Genomic DNA, 16,106 nt, shown 5'->3' with positions numbered 1-16,106 from the left:
ACGGACAGGGCGGACCATTGGGGAGGTGTTCCCGCCCGCCCGGTCGGATGTGCCGACCATCACCTCATCGAGTGGTCCGAAGAAAAGACTTTCACGCTCACCTCATCGAGTGGTCCGAAGAAAGGGCCTCGACGCTCACCTCATCGGGCGACGCCGACCGCCGCACGGGCCCCCTGCGCGGGCACCGCCGCCGTCCGGTGCGCGAGCGGCTCCAGGAGCAGCGGCACCCCCACCACCGGCAGCAGCCAGGCCAGCACGATCAGCCGGTCGCCGCCGATGGTGATGTCCGGGTGCCCGGCCTGGGTGAGGATCCCGGTGCCCGCCGCCGCCAGCAGGAAGACCCCGAAGGCGGGCCGCCGCCACGTCCCCCACGCCCCGGCCGCCAGCGCGGCCGCGAACAGGGGCTCCTTCGCCTGCCGGCGCAGCCACTCCATCCAGAAGTCCCACTCCAGGTGGAGGAACTCCCGCCACGGACGGAGCCGGTCCGGGTGGGCGTAGTGGTTGGTCAGCAGGTCCTGCACGCTCTCCGCCTCGGTGGGATAGCGCAGCAGCCGGGCCAGCAGCAGCGTGCCCGCGACCGCCACGCACCCGGCAGCCGCGATCGCCACCATCCCGCGCCCGGGGGCCCGGCCGTGCCGCCAGCGCCACAGCGCGACCGCCGCCCCCGCCCCGGCCAGGGCCGCCCCGAGGAACAGCGCCTGCGAGTGCTTCACGGCGAACAGCGCGAGCAGCGCGCCCGCGACCAGCGCCGTGCCCGTCCGCGCCCGCCGGGTCAGGGCCAGCGCGCAGCCCCACACCGCCGTCAGGGTCAGCGCCAGCAGCAGGCCCTCGGCCATCGGACGCATCGCGGTCGTACCGACCGGCAGGACGTAGTAGAGGGCCTGGCCGGTCAGCGCGAGCGGCACCGGGACCGACAGCGTCCGCAGGACCAGGAAGACCAGCACCCCGCCCGCGACCGTGACCAGCACGCTCGCCAGCCACACCCCCCACGTCACCCCGAACACGGTGACGAACGGCAGCAGGAACACCGGATAACCGGGCCGCACCTCGAAGACGGCCCGCAACCGGGGACCCACGAACGGCACGATGTGCCCGTCCGTCTGGGCGCCGCCCGCCCTCAACCGCCGCGTCACCCGCGCCAGTTCCGCGGACCGGCAGTCGGTGTACACCCGGCCCGCCGGGCTCGGTGCGTGGAAGCGCAGCACGTCCACGCTCTGCGCGCGCCGCGCCGCCGACGCCCGGCCGGCGCACACCCAGTCGACCGTCTCGGCCGCCGCCTGCCGCTTGCCCGCACCACCGAGCGTCAGCGCGTACGACACGTAGTTCTTGGAGTCGGGGGTGTCCCGGCCGGTGACGTCGGCGAGTTGCAGCACCGCGCACACGGCGGCCAGCACGAGAACCCAGGTACGCGGTCTCATGTCGACGCCAGCAGGTCGTGTCCGGAGACCGGCTCCGGCACCCGGGCGGCGGCGTGCGGCATCGACCCGCCCAGCAGCAGCGTCCGTACGACGCGTTCGGCGGCCCTTCCGTCGTCGAACGCGCAGAACCGGGACCGGAAGTCGGCCCGCAGCCGCGCCGACTCCTCGTCCCGCCAGCCGCCCGAGGTGAACAGCCAGGCCAACTCCCGGTAGGAGCGCGAGACATGGCCGGGGGCCTCGGCGGTGATGTCGAGATAGGCGCCCCGGCTCGCGGTGAACGTGGGCCAGTCGTCGGCGTGCACGACGATCGGCCGGTCCAGGTTGGCGTAGTCGAACATGATCGACGAGTAGTCGGTGACCAGTACGTCCGAGGCCAGCATGACCTCCTCCACGTGCGGTTCGCCGGTCGCGTCGACCACGATCCCGCGCCGGTGCAACTCGGCCAGCCCGAGCCCGCGGGCCGGACCGGCCGCCAGCGCCGGATGCAGCCGGACCACGAGGGTGTGGCCCGGCCCGAGATCGGCCGCGAACCCGGTCAGGTCGATGCGGTCGGCATGACCGCCCCGGACGTGGTCGCGGCGGGTCGGCGCGTAGAGCACGACGGTGTGATCGGCCGGAATGCCGAACCGCTCCCGAAAACCCCCACCCGCCACACCCGCACCCGCACTGCCGCCGGCACCGGCACCACCCGCACCCGCACTGCCGCCGGCACCGGCACCACCCGCACCCGCACTGCGGCCGGCACCACCCGCTCCCGCGCGGGCCGCGTCGACCAGTACGTCGTTGCGGGGGCTGCCGGTGCGGGCCGAGGTGAAGTGGCAGGGGTAGGCCCGCTCCCAGACCAGCTCCGAGTGGAGGTTGGCGACCAGGCTGTGGTCCCAGCGGTCGGCCCGGCGCAGCATCTGCGGCACGTCGAAGCCGAGCCGGGCGCCGGGCTTGCCCAGCAGGTCGGCACCCAGGTACTTGAGCGGGGTGCCCCGATGGGTGTGGACGTGCACGCTCCCGGGCCGTTTCACCAGCGTGCCCGGCCAGTTGACGTCGTTGACGAAGAACTTCGCGCGGGCGGTCAGCCGCAGGTACTCCGGGGAGTCCAGCAGCACGTGCGCCACCCCCGCGGGCAGCCCCGCCGCCACCTCCTCGTCCTTCACCACCCACACACCGCGCAGGTCCGGCGCGATCTCCCGGGCCGCGCGGTACACGGCCGCCGGGTCGCCCAGCAGGCCCCGGTGCGAGGACGCCGAGTACAGGACCAGGTTCTCGTCCAGCGGGCGCAGGGCACGCAGACCGCCGAGCGCGCGCCGGGTCCGGACGCCCGCCGCCCGCCGTACCCGCAGCGCCTGCCGGCCGCCCGCGCGGCCCGCCCGCCCGGCCTGCTGCCGGAGCCGGTACCCGGTGTAGGAGCCGCCCAGGACGCCCAGGTCGGCCCCCTCCGGCCGCAAGGCCCGGTACAGCTCCGCCGTGCGCCGGAAGAACTCGGCCCGCGCGGCGGGCGGCAGCCGGTCCGGCTTGGCCAGGATGTCCAGGCAGTGCTCGCCCATCTTCCGGTGCAGGTAGGGCCGCCAGTGCGCCAGTTCCGGCCGGGAGTCGACGAAGGCGAAGACCCGTTGGTACTGGTCGTGGACGTCGAAGTGCTTGCGGCTGGTGGTGGACAGGATGTTGCCCTGGCGGCGCTGGCGGTAGTTCAGGCAGATCCGGTCGAGGGTGGCGATCCGGGCCGCGCTGAGCATGACCGGGAAGGTCCAGGGGGTGTCCTCGTAGTAGCCCGGCGGGAACCGGAAGCCGTGCTCCTCGACGAAGTCCCGCCGGTAGACCTTGTTCCAGACGACCATCAACAGGTCGAGGACGGCCGGGTGTTCGGCCGCCGTGAAGGTGTCCGACCGGGCGCCGAGGACCTCCGCGAGGGCGTTGCGCCGGGTGCCGCCCCACCAGTAGGTGCGGGCGTAGTCGAAGACCAGCACGTCCGGGTCGCCGGACTCCGCGAGCCGGTCGGCGATCGCGCGCAGCGCACCCGGGACGAGGGTGTCGTCGCTGTCGAGGAAGAGGACGAACTCGCCGGTGGCGTAGGGGAGTCCGGCGTTGCGGGCTCGGCCGAGGCCGACGTTCTCCGGAAGGTGCAGCACCCGCACGCGGGGGTCGCGGGCCGCGTACTCGTCGAGGATGGCGCCGCAGCCGTCCGGGGAGCGGTCGTCGACGGCGATCACCTCGATGTCGTGGAAGGACTGTTCGAGGACCGAGTCGAGGCACTCGCGCAGGAAGCCCTGCACCTTGAAACAGGGCACGATCAGACTGAATCGGGGCACGGTCAGCTCCTGACGAGGGTCGCGGCCGGTGCGGGCAGGCGCTCCGCCAGCGGGATCACCGCCGGGACCGACTCGGGCGGCTGGCCCAGCAGCACCCGCCGTACCACCCGTTCGGCGGCCAGGCCGTCGTCGAACTGGCAGAACCGCTGCCGGAACGCGGACCGCAGCTCCTTGGACACCGGGCCGCGCCAGGAGCCGTCGCGGAAGATCCGGGCCAGTTCCTCGGGGGTGCGGGCGACCGGCCCCGGCGGCTCGGCCATCAGGTCGAAGTAGACGCCCCGGGTCTCCCGGTAGACCTCCCAGTCGTCGGCGTAGACCACGATCGGCCGGTCGAGGTTGGCGTAGTCGAACATGATGGAGGAGTAGTCGGTGACCAGCGCGTCCGCCGCCAGGCACACGTCCTCGGTGGAGTGGTGCCCGGTGACGTCGATGACCCGGCCGGTGCCGGCGGTGGGCCGGCCCCGGTCGTAGAAGTAGTGCGCGCGCAGCAGCACGACCACGTCCTCACCGGCCGCCTCGCAGAACGCCTCCAGGTCGAGGCCGGGCTCGAACCCGGTGTGGTGGTCGCGGTGGGTCGGCGCGTACAGGACGGCCGTCCTGCCGTCCGGGACGCCCAGCCGGCGCCGGATCCGGATCACGTCGTGGGCGGACGCCGTGTAGTACACGTCGTTGCGCGGATAGCCGTACTCCAGTGCCTGGTACGAGCCGGGGAAGGCGCGCTCCCAGGTCTGGGTGGAGTGGCGGTTGGCGGACAGGTTGAAGTCCCAGCGGTCGACGCGGCCGAGCAGTCTGGTGAAGCTGCCGCTGCGCGCGGCGACCACCGGGTACGTCGACTGGTCGACGCCCATCTTCTTCAGCGGGGTGCCGTGCTGCGTCTGGAGGTGGACGCTGCCGGGCCGTTTGACGACCCCTTCGGCGAAGTTGGCGTTGTTGATGAGGTACTTGGCGCGGGCCAGCACCTGCCAGTAGCGGCGGCTGCCGATCACCGCGTGGTCGACGCCCTTCGGCAGGGTGTGTTCCCGGCCCGGCTCGACCAGGAACACCGAGTGGATGCGGGGGACGAGGTTGCGGGCCACGGCGTGGATCGCGGCCGGGTTGCAGGTGTAGCCGCGCCCCCAGTAGGCGCAGTACACGGCGAGGTTCGCGTCCAGCGGGCGGCGCAGCTCCAGGGCGTAGCGCAGCCGGGTGAGCGGCATCCGCGGCCGGGGCAGCCGACCGGCCGCGGCTGTCGCGACCCGGTTGGCCCCGCGCAGCGCGCGGAACGCCGTGTACGCCCCGGCCGCGAGGAGCCGGTGCTGCACGCCCACGCTGCCGCCCGGCATCCGGAACCCGGCCGGCCGGTGGGTGCGGTGCAGCCGTCCGGCCCGGCGGAAGAAGGCCCGGTGCCCGGACGGCATCCGGTCCGGGCGCGCGGCCGTCCGCAGCACCAGCGCGAAGACCTGCTCGAACAGCGCCCCTGCCCGGTCGCCTGGCAGCGCGGCCGCCCGCTCCAGCACCAGTTCCGCCTGGTCGAGGAGGTCCTGCTGGTGCGCACCTGGCAGGTTCTGCCGGCTGCCCTGCCGGCGCAGCCGGTGCCGTACGACCACCGACCGCAGCGCCGCGATCCGCTCGGCGGCGACGGTGGCCAGACCGCCCCAGCCGACGTCCGTGAAGTGCCCGTCGGGAAACACCAGCCGCCGGTCCACGACGAAGTCACGGCGGTAGGCCGCGCTCCAGGCCGGCAGTGCCACCCCGGTCAGCTCCGGCGCCTGCTCCGGTGCGCACGGGCCCGGCGGGGCGGCCGCCAGCAGCGGTGCCGCCGGGGCGGTCGGCTCGCCCTCCCACCACGGTGCCCGCTCGTGCCCGAAGTACAGGACGTCCACGTCACCGGTGTCGGTGAGCCGCCCGGCCAGCCGCGCCAGCGCGCCCGGCACCAGCAGGTCGTCGCCGTCGAGGAACAGCAGGTACCTGCCGCGGGCCGCCCGCATCCCCGCGTTGCGGGCCCCGGCCAGTCCGGCGGACGGCGGTGAGTGCACCGGAACCACCCGGGCGTCCCGCTCGGCGTATCCGGCGGCGACCGAGGCGGCCGGGGCGTCGGGACCGTCGCAGACCGGGATCAGCTCCAGGTCGCCGAAGGACTGGGCGAGGACCGAGTCCAGCGCCTGGGAGAGCCGGCCGGCGACCCCGTGGGACGGGACGATGATGCTGAAGCGGGGCATGCTGCTCTTTCTCAGGTGTGCATGCGGCCCGGTCGCCCCGCCGGTCGCCAGGTGGACGGCCGGGACGGAGTGGGCCGCGAGGTGTTGGGGGGCATGGAAGAACTCCTCGGAAGGCAAACGGCGGTCAGCGCCCGTCGGTGACGGGCAGATGGCCGGAAGGTTGCGGAACGGTGGCCAACGGGGGCTGGCCGAGGCCCGAGGCGGCCGACGGAACGGGGTGCCGTTCGGACAGGGGGACGAACTCCGGCAGCCCGGCCGGTTCGCCGAGCACCACATGCCGTACGACCCGTTCGGCGGCGCGCCCGTCGTCGTACCGGCAGAACCGCTCCCGGAAGGCGGCGCGCAGCTGGGCGGAGCGGGAGCCGCACCAGTGGCCGTCGGCGAAGATGTCGATCAGCTCGTCCTCGGTGCGGGCGACCGCGCCGGGCGGGCCGGAACGCAGGTCGAAGTAGGTGCCGCGGGCCGCGTCGTAGGCGTCCCAGTCCTCGGTGTGCACGACGATCGGCCGGTCCAGGTTGGCGTAGTCGAACATGATCGACGAGTAGTCGGTGACCAGCGCGTCCGAGGCCAGACAGAGGGACTCCACGTTCGGGTGAGCGCTGACGTCGATCACCCGGGGGCCCGTCCCCAGGGGGCCGCCGTGCCAGTAGTGGGCGCGCGCCAGGATCACGAAGCGCGGGCCGAGGCGGCGCACGATCCGGTCCAGGTCGAGGGCGGGGCGCTGGGTGCGCCGGTAGTCGCGGTGGGTGGGCGCGTAGAGGAGGACCACCGAGCCCTCGGGGATGCCGAGCGAGGCACGGATCCGGGTGACGTCGGCCGAGGTGGCCTGCTGGAAGACGTCGTTGCGCGGATAGCCGTACTCGAGGGTGGTGTAGCCGCCGGGGTAGACGCGCTCCCAGGTCAGCGTGGTGTGGCGGTTCGCGGACAGCAGGTAGTCCCACTTGTCGACGCCCCGCAGGAGTTCCTCGAAGTCCAGGTCGGCGGCGGCCGCCGGGCGGTCCTGGAGGTCCAGGCCCATGTGCTTGAGCGGGGTGCCGTGCTGGGTCTGCACGAACACCTGGCCGGGGCGCTTCCTCAGCCGCCGGTCGAAGTTGACGTTGTTGACCAGGTACTTGGAGCGGGCCAGCGCCGTCCAGTAGGCGAGGGTGCCGGGCCGCAGCCGGCGTGGGCCCGGCGGGATCGTGTGCTGGTGCTCGGGGCGGGCGATCCAGGCGGTCCGGATGTGCGGGGCATGGCTGCGGAACGCCTGCTCCAGCGCGCCCGGGTTGCAGCCGTGGCCGCGGTTCCAGTAGGCGGCGAAGACCGCGCGGTCGGCGCGCAGCGGGAGGCGCAGCTGGACGCGGTAGTGCAGCTGGAGCAGGGCCGAGCGCAGTCCGCGGGCGGCCTTGACGCCCGCCTTGACCGTACGGCGGCGGGCCCACATCGCCAGCTGCACGGCGCGGTAGGTGCGGTGCAGGCCGTGGTGGACGAGGGCGTGCCGGAGCCGGGTGCGCCACCGGACGGGGGTGCCCTCGACCCGGTAACGGCGGCAGTGCGCGCGGGCGTTGCGCAGGAACTCGCCGCGGGTGCCGCGGGGCAGCCGCTCCCGCCTGGTGAAGACCGTCGAGAAGTGGTCGACCATCCGGCGGAACAGCAGCGGTCGCCAGTGGGCCAGTTCGGGCCGCGCGTCGACGAACGCGAAGACCCGGTCGTACTGGTCGAAGATGTCGAAGTGCCGGCGGCTGGTGGTGCCGAGGATGCTGCCCCGCCGTCGCTGCCGGTAGTGCACGCACACCCGGTCCAGGGTCGCGATGGACCCGGCGGCCATCAGGGCCGGGTAGGTCCAGGGGGTGTCCTCGTAGTAGCCGGGCGGGAAGGCGAGGCCGTGCTCCTCGACGAACTCCCGCCGGTAGGCCTTGTTCCACGCCACCATCAGGACCCGGAGGAGCCCCGGCCGGTCCTCGAGCCGGAACGGCGCCGGCCCCTGCTCCGTCAGCTGTGACGCCAGCTTGTCGCGCTCCGCGCGGCCCGTCCAGAACGTCTGCGCGTAGTCGTACACCAGGACGTCCGGCTCGCCGGTCTCCTTGACCCGGTCGGCGACCGCCCGCAGCGCGTCCGGGGTCAGGGTGTCGTCGCCGTCCAGGAAGACCAGGTAGTCGCCGCGCGCCTGGGCCATCCCCGCGTTGCGGGCGCCGCCCAGGCCCTGGTTCTCCGGCAGGTGCACCGGGCGCACGCGCGCGTCGCGGGCCGCGTACTCGTCGATGATCGTGCCGCAGGCGTCCGGTGAACGGTCGTCCACGGCGATCAGTTCGAGGTCGGGACACGACTGCGTGAGCACCGACTCCAGGCACTCGGGCAGATACGCCTGGACCTTGTACGCGGGGACAATGACACTGAACCTGGGCAAGGGGCATCCATGGGTCGGTCGGCGCGGGCGTTCTGCCCGGGAACGGCCAATGGAGTGATTTGGTTACGGTTCCTTACGTCATACGGGTTACGTCCGATGAGCGGGTGAGGGCGAGCCGGTGGCCGACTCGCCCTCTTCTGGTGCTGCTTGTGCCGCTATTTGACCGCGCCCGCCATCACACCGGTCACGAACTGCCGCTGGAACGCGAAGAACACGGCTAGCGGGATCACCATCGAGATGAACGCGCCGGGCGCCAGCACGTCGACGTTGTTGCCGAACTGCCGTACCTGGGTCTGGAGCGCCACCGTGATCGGCTGCGTACCCGACTTGGTGAACACCAGCGCGACCAGCATGTCGTTCCACACCCACAGGAACTGGAAGATGCCGAGGCTCGCGATCGCCGGCCCGCCAAGCGGCATCACCACCCGTGTGAACAGGCGCAGTTCACCCGCGCCGTCCAGGCGTGCCGCCTCCAGCAGCTCGCGCGGGATCTCCGCGAAGAAGTTCCGCAGCAGGAACACCGCGAACGGCAGTCCGAAGCCGACATGGAACAGGATCACCCCGAGGATCGTGCCGAACAGCCCGACCTTGCCGAAGAGTTCGGCGATCGGGATCAGCGCCACCTGGACCGGCACCACCAGCAGGCTGACCACGATCAGGAACCACCAGTCCCGGCCCGGGAACTCCATCCACGCGAACGCGTACCCGGCCAGCGCCCCGATGACCACGACCAGGATCGTCGCCGGGACGGTGATCAGGACCGTGTTCCAGAGGGAGTGGGTGATGTCGCCGTTCTCCAGGAGCTTCCGGTAGCTGTCGAACGTCAGCTGGGACGGCTTGCTGAACACATGCCACCAGCCGTTCGCGCTCATGTCCTCCGGCGAGCGCAGCGAGGACGCCAGCAGCCCGATCGTCGGCACCAGCCAGAACAGCGCCACGACGATCAGGAAGACGCGCACCAGACCGCCGTTGACCTTCTCCAGCAGCCAGCTCATCGCCGCTCCTCCCGCCTCAGCCTGCGCACGTTGAACCACATCACCGGGATGACGAGGAGGAGCAGGAACACCGCGATCGCGCTCGCGATGCCCGGCTGTCCCTCCGAGAAGCCCTTCCGGTACAGCTCCAGGGCCAGCACGTTCGCGTCGTCCTGCGAGGAGCCCGGCGCGATGATGTACACCAGGTCGAACACCTTCAGCACATTGATCATCAGCGTGACGGTGACGACCGCGAGGACCGGCGCGAGCAGCGGCACCGTGACCTTGCGGAACACCTGCCACTCCGTCGCCCCGTCGACCCGTGCCGCCTCCAGGAGCTCCCGGGGCACGCCCGCGAGCCCGGCCGCGATCAGCACCATCGCGAAGCCCGCCCACATCCACACGTACGACCCGATGATGGCCGGGGTGACGAGGGACGGGCCGAGCCAGTCGACGCCGTTGTAGGGCTGCTTGAAGTTGCTCGCGGGCAGCCGCAGTCGTGCCCCGTCGGCGGTGGCCGGCAGGGTGAAGGTGCCGTCGGCGGCGGCCTTCGTGGACGCCACCACCTTGCCGTCCTTCACCGCCTCGATCCGCATCCCGTCGTAGCCGAGCTCGGACGGATCGGGGGCGCCCAGCCTGCCGACGCCCTTGCCGCGGGTGAAGTCCTGCCAGGTGGTCCCGGTGATCTTCCCGGGGTCCGGCTTCGCCGCCACGGCGCTCTTCGCGCCGTCGGGCATCTGGTCGGGCGCGACGCCGACCAGGGGCAGGGCGACGGTCCGGCCGGTGTGCACGGCCGCCGTGGTGAGGAAGCCGCCCTGCTCCGGTTTCAGGGGTGACTCCCGGCCCGGGTGCGCGTTCGGGAACGCCGACGACCGGGCGAAGGTGTCGTGGACGCCCACCCAGACCGCGTTGGCGACGCCCTTGTCCGGGTCCTGGTCGTAGACGAGACGGAAGATGATGCCGGCGGCCAGCATGGAGATCGCCATCGGCATGAAGACGACCAGCTTGAACGCCGTTCCCCAGCGGATCCGTTCGGTCAGCACCGCGAAGATCAGACCGAGGGCGGTGGAGACCGTCGGCGCGAACACCACCCAGATGACGTTGTTCTTCAGGGCGGTGCGGATGCCGTCGTCCGTGAAGATCGCCTTGTAGTTGTCGAAGCCGGCGAAGCCGCTGCCGTCGGCGTTGTAGAAGCTCCGGACCAGCGAGTACCCGATCGGGTAGACCACGAGCGCACCGAGCAGCACCAGGGCGGGCAGCAGGAACAGGGCCGCCACGGTTCTGCGGGTGCCGGTCACGCTCTTGCGCGGGGCGGACGCGGCGGGGGTCCCGGGGACCCCCGCCGCGGTGGGCGATGCCATCGCCGCGTCAGCTTCCGCTGCCGTAGGCGGCCGCCGCGTCCTTCTCCAGCTTCGCCTGGGTGCCCGCGACGTCCTTCGGGTTCTGGAGGAAGTCCTGGAGGTCCTTCCACTCGCCCTTGCCCGGGGTGCCGCCGAACGCCTGCGGCGCCTGGTCGGACATGTCGAAGCGGAAGTCGTCACCGGAGGCGATCAGGGCCTGGGCGATCTTGCGCTGCACCTCGTTCGGATACGCCGAGTTCGCCACGCTCTTGTTCGGCGAGAGATAGCCGCCGAGCTTCGCCTGGATCGTCGCCGCGTCCGGGGAGGCCAGGAACTTCGCGAGCGCCTGCGCGCCGTTGGAGTCCTTGAAGATCACGGCCGCGTCGCCGCCGGAGACCACGGGCGCGGTCGAGCCCACGCTCGGGAACGGGAACACCTTGGCGTCCGTGCCCACCTTCGCCTTGGTCTCGCCGATGTTGACCTGTACGAAGTCGCCCTCGTAGACCATCGCGGCCTTCGGCTGGTCGCCGCCGGTGAAGGTCTGGGTGACCGAGGCCGGGAACTCCGTCTGCAACGCGCCCGCCGCGCCGCCCGCGACGTACCCCTTCTTGCCCCAGACCTGGGCGAGCGTGGTCAGCGCCTGCTTCACCGACGGATCGGTCCACTTGATCTTGTGCTGGGCGAGCTGGTCGTACTTCTCCGGGCCCGCCTGGGAGAGGTACACGTTCTCGAACCAGTCGGTGAGCGTCCAGCCGTCCGCGCCGCCCACGGAGAACGGGGTGACGCCCGAGTCGTACACCGCCTGCGCCGCCGTCAGCAGCTCCTGCCAGGTCTTCGGCTCCTTGGCACCCGCGTTCTCGAAGACCTTGGTGTTGTACCAGATCAGCGACTTGTTGGCGGCCTTGTAGTAGACGCCGTACTGCTTCCCGCCGACCTTGCCGATGTCCTGCCAGCCCTGCGAGTAGTTCTTCTGCACCTCCGTGACCGTGTCGGCGCTCAGCGGCTTCGCCCAGCCCTTCTGCACGGCCTGCTTGATCGCGCCCGGCTGCGGCAGCAGCGCGATGTCCGGCGGCTGACCGCCCGCGATCTTCGACCCGAGGAAGTTGATGATCGGGTCCTGGGCGGGCACGAAGGTCACCTTCGCGCCGGTGCGCTTCTCGAACTCCGCCAGCACCTGCTTGAAGTTCTTCTGCTCCTGCCCGGTCCAGACAGCCGCGACCTCCAGGGTCGTGCCGTCGAGTTTCGGGAGGGCGACACTGCTCGTCGGGGCGGCACTCGTGGTGTTGCCGCCGTCGTCCTTCTTGTCCTTGTCGCTGCTTCCGCACGCGCTGAGGGCGAGGGCTCCCGCGACGAGTGCGGCGAGGCTGGTGAGGGCCCTGTGTGTCCGGATGGTGTTGCTGGTTGTGCGCATCACTTCCCCGTTCGTCGTTCTTCATTGAACGTCAGAACTCTGTCCCGTGCGCTCCGGTGTACGCGGGGGCCGCGTGTGCGGCAAGGGTGCCTACAGGTCAGCGCGGGGGATCGTGATCGCCTCGTGATCGTCGGCCGATCACCGGGGCTGGATCACAGGAGTGACGGGACCTCCGCCGCCGAGACTTCCTTCGCGGCCCGTTCCACCGCGCTCGCCAGCAGGGCCAGGTCCGTCGGGCCGTTGCCCAGTTCGCGGACCGGGCGGCGGGCGGGCGGGTCGCCCATGCGGTGCCAGTCGAGGGCGACCACCGTGGGGCGCTGGGTGGCGGTGCGGGGGATACGGCCGGTGACACGGCCCGCCTGGAACGCCGTGGCACGGCCGTCCGGCGTGGTGAGACGGCCACGGCCCGGCGCCGGTTCGTCGGGGCCGGTGGCCGGTGCGTCCAGGGCGACGCGCAGGGTGGCCTGCCGGGCGGGTTCGGTCTCCGCCGTACGACCGCCCGTACCGGCCGCAGCCACCAGGTGGACGCCGAGCCGCTCGCCCTCCTTGGCCACCGCCTCCAGCGCCCGCATCACGGAACCGGCGGCCGGGCGGCCCGGGGAGCCGAGCGCGGGGGAGACCAGGGCGTCCAGGTCGTCGACCACGACCACCAGACGGGGGAGCGGGGGCGGCGGCGGTGCCTCGGTGCGCCGGCGGGCCGCGGCACCGGCCGACGGGCGCAGCCGGAGCGTCGAGCTGGGCGGGGCTTCTATGTCCGCGGCTCCGGAGGCGGCCGGGCGGCCGCGTTGGGGGACGATCCGGCCGGAGATCTCCCGCTGGGCGTGCCATTCGGTGAAGTCGCCGCGGCCCAGCAACTCGGCCCGCCGCTTCAGCTCTGCGCTCAGCGACTGCGCGAACTCCCGCATCCGCACCGGGTCGTTGGCGGTGAGGTGGGTGGTGACATGGGGTATGTCCGTACAGACCCGCAGGCCCTCGCCCTGCCCGGCACCCGTGCCGACGCCGTCACGGCCGTCGATCAGCACGACCCCGAGCCGGTCGGGGCGCTCGGCCGCCGCCAGTGACGCGACCAGCGCCCGCAGCAGTTCCGTACGGCCGCTGCCGGGCGGGCCCTCGATCAGCAGATGCGGTCCCTCGGTCACCAGGTCCGCGACGAGCGGGCCGTGCGGTCCGGCGCCGAGCACCGCCCGGGCCCGGCCGCCCAGCGACTCGGTGTCGTCGGCCGCGTCGGCCCAACGGGCCATCAACGAGGCGGGGGTGGCCCGGGCCAGCCCCAACTCGTCCAGCAGCCGGGCGGACTGGGGCAGCGGGGCGGCCACGCGCGCGTGCCGGTCGCCGGCCGGGCCGTCGGAGCGCAGCGGGGCCAGCGCCCGCGCGAACCGCTCGGCCCAGGCGGCGGAGACCGCGTCCACCGCGGCCAGGGTGCCCGGCCCGACGGGACCGGCGGAGACCCGCACGAGATGCAGCGCCGTCGCCACGTCCCCGCTGAGCAGGGCCACCGCCCCGCACTCCCGGAACGTCGGCGTGACCGCGCACGCCTGCTCGTAGGTCTCGGCGACCGGGGAGGCGGGGGAGGCGGGAGCCGTCTCCGCCAGGCAGAGCACGTGCACCCCGGCCCGCGGACCGGCGGCGGTCAGCCGGGCCACCGCGTCGCGCAGCGCCGCACCGCCGGGATCGCCGTCCACGACGACGACCGTGTACGGCCCCGGGAAGCCGCCCCTGCCGTCTGCGCCGTCTGCGCCGTCAGCGCCGTCTGCGCCGTCAGCGGCGAGGTCACCGCGGGCCCAGGAGGGCCGGTGCGCGTCCGCCGCCGACGGGGTGTCCGCCGTGCCGGTCAGGGTCGGGCGGTCGGCGGGGGTGGCCGGGCGCCGGGGCGCGGTCAGGTCCTCCACCCTGCGCAGCAGCTCCTCCACCCGGGCCGCCGCCTGTTCCCGGTCGTAGGCCAGCAGCAGCCGGCAGTCCTGGCCGTGCCCGGGGCGGACGTGCGGGAGCCAGCCGAGCCAGGACCACTCGGCCGTCCGGTCCTCCAGGGGGCGGGCCCGGTCCGCGCTGATCAGGACGATCTCCAGCAGGTCGGGCGAGTGCAGCGCGGTCAGCTGGGCCAGCACCGCGCGGGCCAGCCCGGCGAGGCGGCTGCGCGGGCCCGCGAGGCCGAGGGCGCCGGCCTCGCGCAGGCCGGCGGTGACGGGGACGGCGGGCAGCAGACCGGAGCCGTCGGGCGACGGGCGGTCCGCGGTGCCGAGCCGGACGGTGAGCGCCTCCGGGTGGCCGGGGCCGCGCTCCCACAGGCGGGGGCCCGGGCCGAGCGCGGTCAGCAGCAGGGCGGCCGGATCGGGCCAGGTCTCGGGCTGGGCGACGACATCGGCCGACGGGGCGAGGCCGGCCTCGGTGACGGTCTCGCCGTCGGCGGCGGACGGGGGCTCACCGCGGCCGCCGGCCAGCCGCCGGGCCCAGGCCCCGAGACCGCCGCGCCTGCGCGCACCGGGCAGGACGGGGGCGTCGGTACCGCGCAGAGGGGTGCCCTTGCGCCTGCCGGAGGTGGCGGGGCCCTCGGAAGGGGCGCCGGTGGAGGTGTGGTCGGCGGGCGCGGAGGCGTCCGGCGCGGAACGGTGCGGTGCCTGCTGCGGCGCGTGCGGCGCGTGCGGTGCCGAAGGGGTGGGGGCCGGGCCGGCGGCGGCCCGTGCGGCGGCGGCAGGATCCGCGGCGGGCGAACGAGTGCCCCCGGGCGTCGCGGATCCGGGCGGTGTGCGGTCGGCGCCGGTGTCTCGGGCCCCGGGACCGCCGTAGAGCCCAGCGCGGCCGGCGTGCGTGTCGCCGGAGCGGAAGCCGGATCCGTGACCGGAGCCTGAGCCGTGGCCCGAGCCGTGGCCCGAGTCGTGACCGAGGCCTGAGCCGTGGCCCGAGTCGTGACCGGGGCCTGAGCCGTGCGTGCCTGTGCCGTGAGGGCCGGACGGTCCGCCGCGATGTCCGGTGGGCGCGGGCTCGTGGTGTCCCGCTCCGGCCGGGAACCGGCCGTCCACGGACCCGGACCCGGCTGAAGACGACGGCTCGCCCGCGCGCCCGCCCAGGGCCCCGCCGGCCCGTCCGCCCTGCGGGGCTCCGCCGGGCCGCCCGGCCGCGCCCGCCCCGGAGGGCGTCGGTCCGCCCCGGCGCTCGATCCTCGGCGCCTCTCCCTGCGCGGGCACGACCGGCGACTGAGCCGGCCCGTGTTCCCGGCCCGCGGCCGCTCCGGCCGGGGCTCCCCAGCCCGCCGTTCCGTAGGCGTGCTGGGTGCGGCCCGAGGGGGCGGCCGGGCCGTCGGCCACCGCCGTCCCGCGCGCGGTGCCCGCGAGACCGCCGGTCCCGCCCGTGGCACCGCTCCCGTCGGCCCTCTCGCCCTCGCCTTCCGGCAGCCCTTCGTCCCCGAGCAGCACCCGTACGCAGCCCTCGCCGTCCGGTGCCGTGCCCACCCGGGCCCCAGGCCCCCCGGACGGCGTAAGCCGCAGGGCCGATTCCCCGACGCGCAGGAGCGCTCCCGGGGTGAGGCGGACCGGGCGGTCGGTGACGCGGGTGCCGTCCAGCGCCGTGCCGTTCGTGGAGTGCAGGTCGGCGACGGAGACCCGGCCGTCGGCGCCGACCGTCACCGCGCAGTGCAGCCGGGAGACGTCCGGGTCGTCGAGCGGGATGTCGGCGTCGGCGGAGCGGCCGATGGTGATCTGGCCGCCGTGCAGCAGGTGGACCCCGCCCGCGTCGGGGCCGGCGACCACGTGCAGCTGGGTAGGGGCGTCGTCCAGCTCGGGGTGCGGCTCGGGGGCCGCGGGGGCGCCCAGGGACAGCACGGCGCCGTCGACCAGCGGGGGCTCGCCCAGGATGCGGCGGCGGGCGTCCAGCCGCTCCAGTCCGGCGTACAGCACGACCGGGGCGCTGCTCTGCTCGCGGCCGCCCAGGCTGCCGTCCCCGGTGACCGCCGCGGCCAGCCCGGAGGCCACCGCGGCCAGATCCGTGCCCGCCGGCGCCGTCACCAGCACGTCGCGGCTCACGGCCCGGCCCCGCTGCGCGGCAGGGCCCAGCGGGTCTACGACGGTCAGCCGGATCTGCATCGC

General features: G+C 73.8%; 8 protein-coding genes. All 8 read right to left on the bottom strand.

Features of this window, described 5'->3' with window-relative positions:
- Nucleotides 1-140: 140 nt before the first annotated feature.
- Nucleotides 141-1,418 (bottom strand): hypothetical protein, encoded by a 1,278-nt coding sequence (locus AAW13_RS02525; protein ID WP_046729184.1) that lies wholly within the window; start codon nt 1,416-1,418, stop codon nt 141-143.
- Nucleotides 1,415-3,718, bottom strand: coding sequence for a bifunctional glycosyltransferase/CDP-glycerol:glycerophosphate glycerophosphotransferase (locus tag AAW13_RS02515; protein WP_046729183.1), 2,304 nt, complete (start codon nt 3,716-3,718; stop codon nt 1,415-1,417). Before AAW13_RS02515 ends, AAW13_RS02525 begins: the two co-directional genes overlap by 4 nt.
- Nucleotides 3,719-3,720: 2 nt before the next feature.
- Entirely contained in the window at nt 3,721-5,916 is a 2,196-nt protein-coding gene (locus tag AAW13_RS02510; protein WP_046729182.1) for a bifunctional glycosyltransferase/CDP-glycerol:glycerophosphate glycerophosphotransferase, read from the bottom strand.
- A 124-nt stretch (nt 5,917-6,040) separates the two neighbouring features.
- Nucleotides 6,041-8,302 carry a bifunctional glycosyltransferase/CDP-glycerol:glycerophosphate glycerophosphotransferase gene (locus AAW13_RS02505; protein ID WP_046729181.1) on the bottom strand — a complete coding sequence of 754 codons (2,262 nt, stop codon included), beginning with the start codon at nt 8,300-8,302 and terminating at the stop codon, nt 6,041-6,043.
- Between the two features lie 155 nt (nt 8,303-8,457).
- Nucleotides 8,458-9,297: a carbohydrate ABC transporter permease gene (locus AAW13_RS02500; RefSeq protein WP_240528513.1), complete on the bottom strand. Its 840-nt coding sequence runs from the start codon at nt 9,295-9,297 to the stop codon at nt 8,458-8,460.
- Nucleotides 9,294-10,637 (bottom strand): carbohydrate ABC transporter permease, encoded by a 1,344-nt coding sequence (locus tag AAW13_RS02495; protein ID WP_079178684.1) that lies wholly within the window; start codon nt 10,635-10,637, stop codon nt 9,294-9,296. Before AAW13_RS02495 ends, AAW13_RS02500 begins: the two co-directional genes overlap by 4 nt.
- Before the next feature lie 7 nt (nt 10,638-10,644).
- The gene (locus tag AAW13_RS02490) at nt 10,645-12,027 is read right to left on the bottom strand and encodes an ABC transporter substrate-binding protein (protein WP_046729179.1); all 1,383 of its coding nucleotides are present in this window, start codon (nt 12,025-12,027) and stop codon (nt 10,645-10,647) included.
- Between the two features lie 152 nt (nt 12,028-12,179).
- Nucleotides 12,180-16,103 (bottom strand): FHA domain-containing protein, encoded by a 3,924-nt coding sequence (locus tag AAW13_RS02485; RefSeq protein WP_046729178.1) that lies wholly within the window; start codon nt 16,101-16,103, stop codon nt 12,180-12,182.
- Between the last annotated feature and the right edge of the window lie 3 nt (nt 16,104-16,106).

It is taken from the genome of Streptomyces humi, assembly GCF_001005085.2.
Lineage (GTDB): Bacteria > Actinomycetota > Actinomycetes > Streptomycetales > Streptomycetaceae > Streptomyces > Streptomyces humi.
This window is presented reverse-complemented; position numbering and strand designations above follow the sequence as displayed.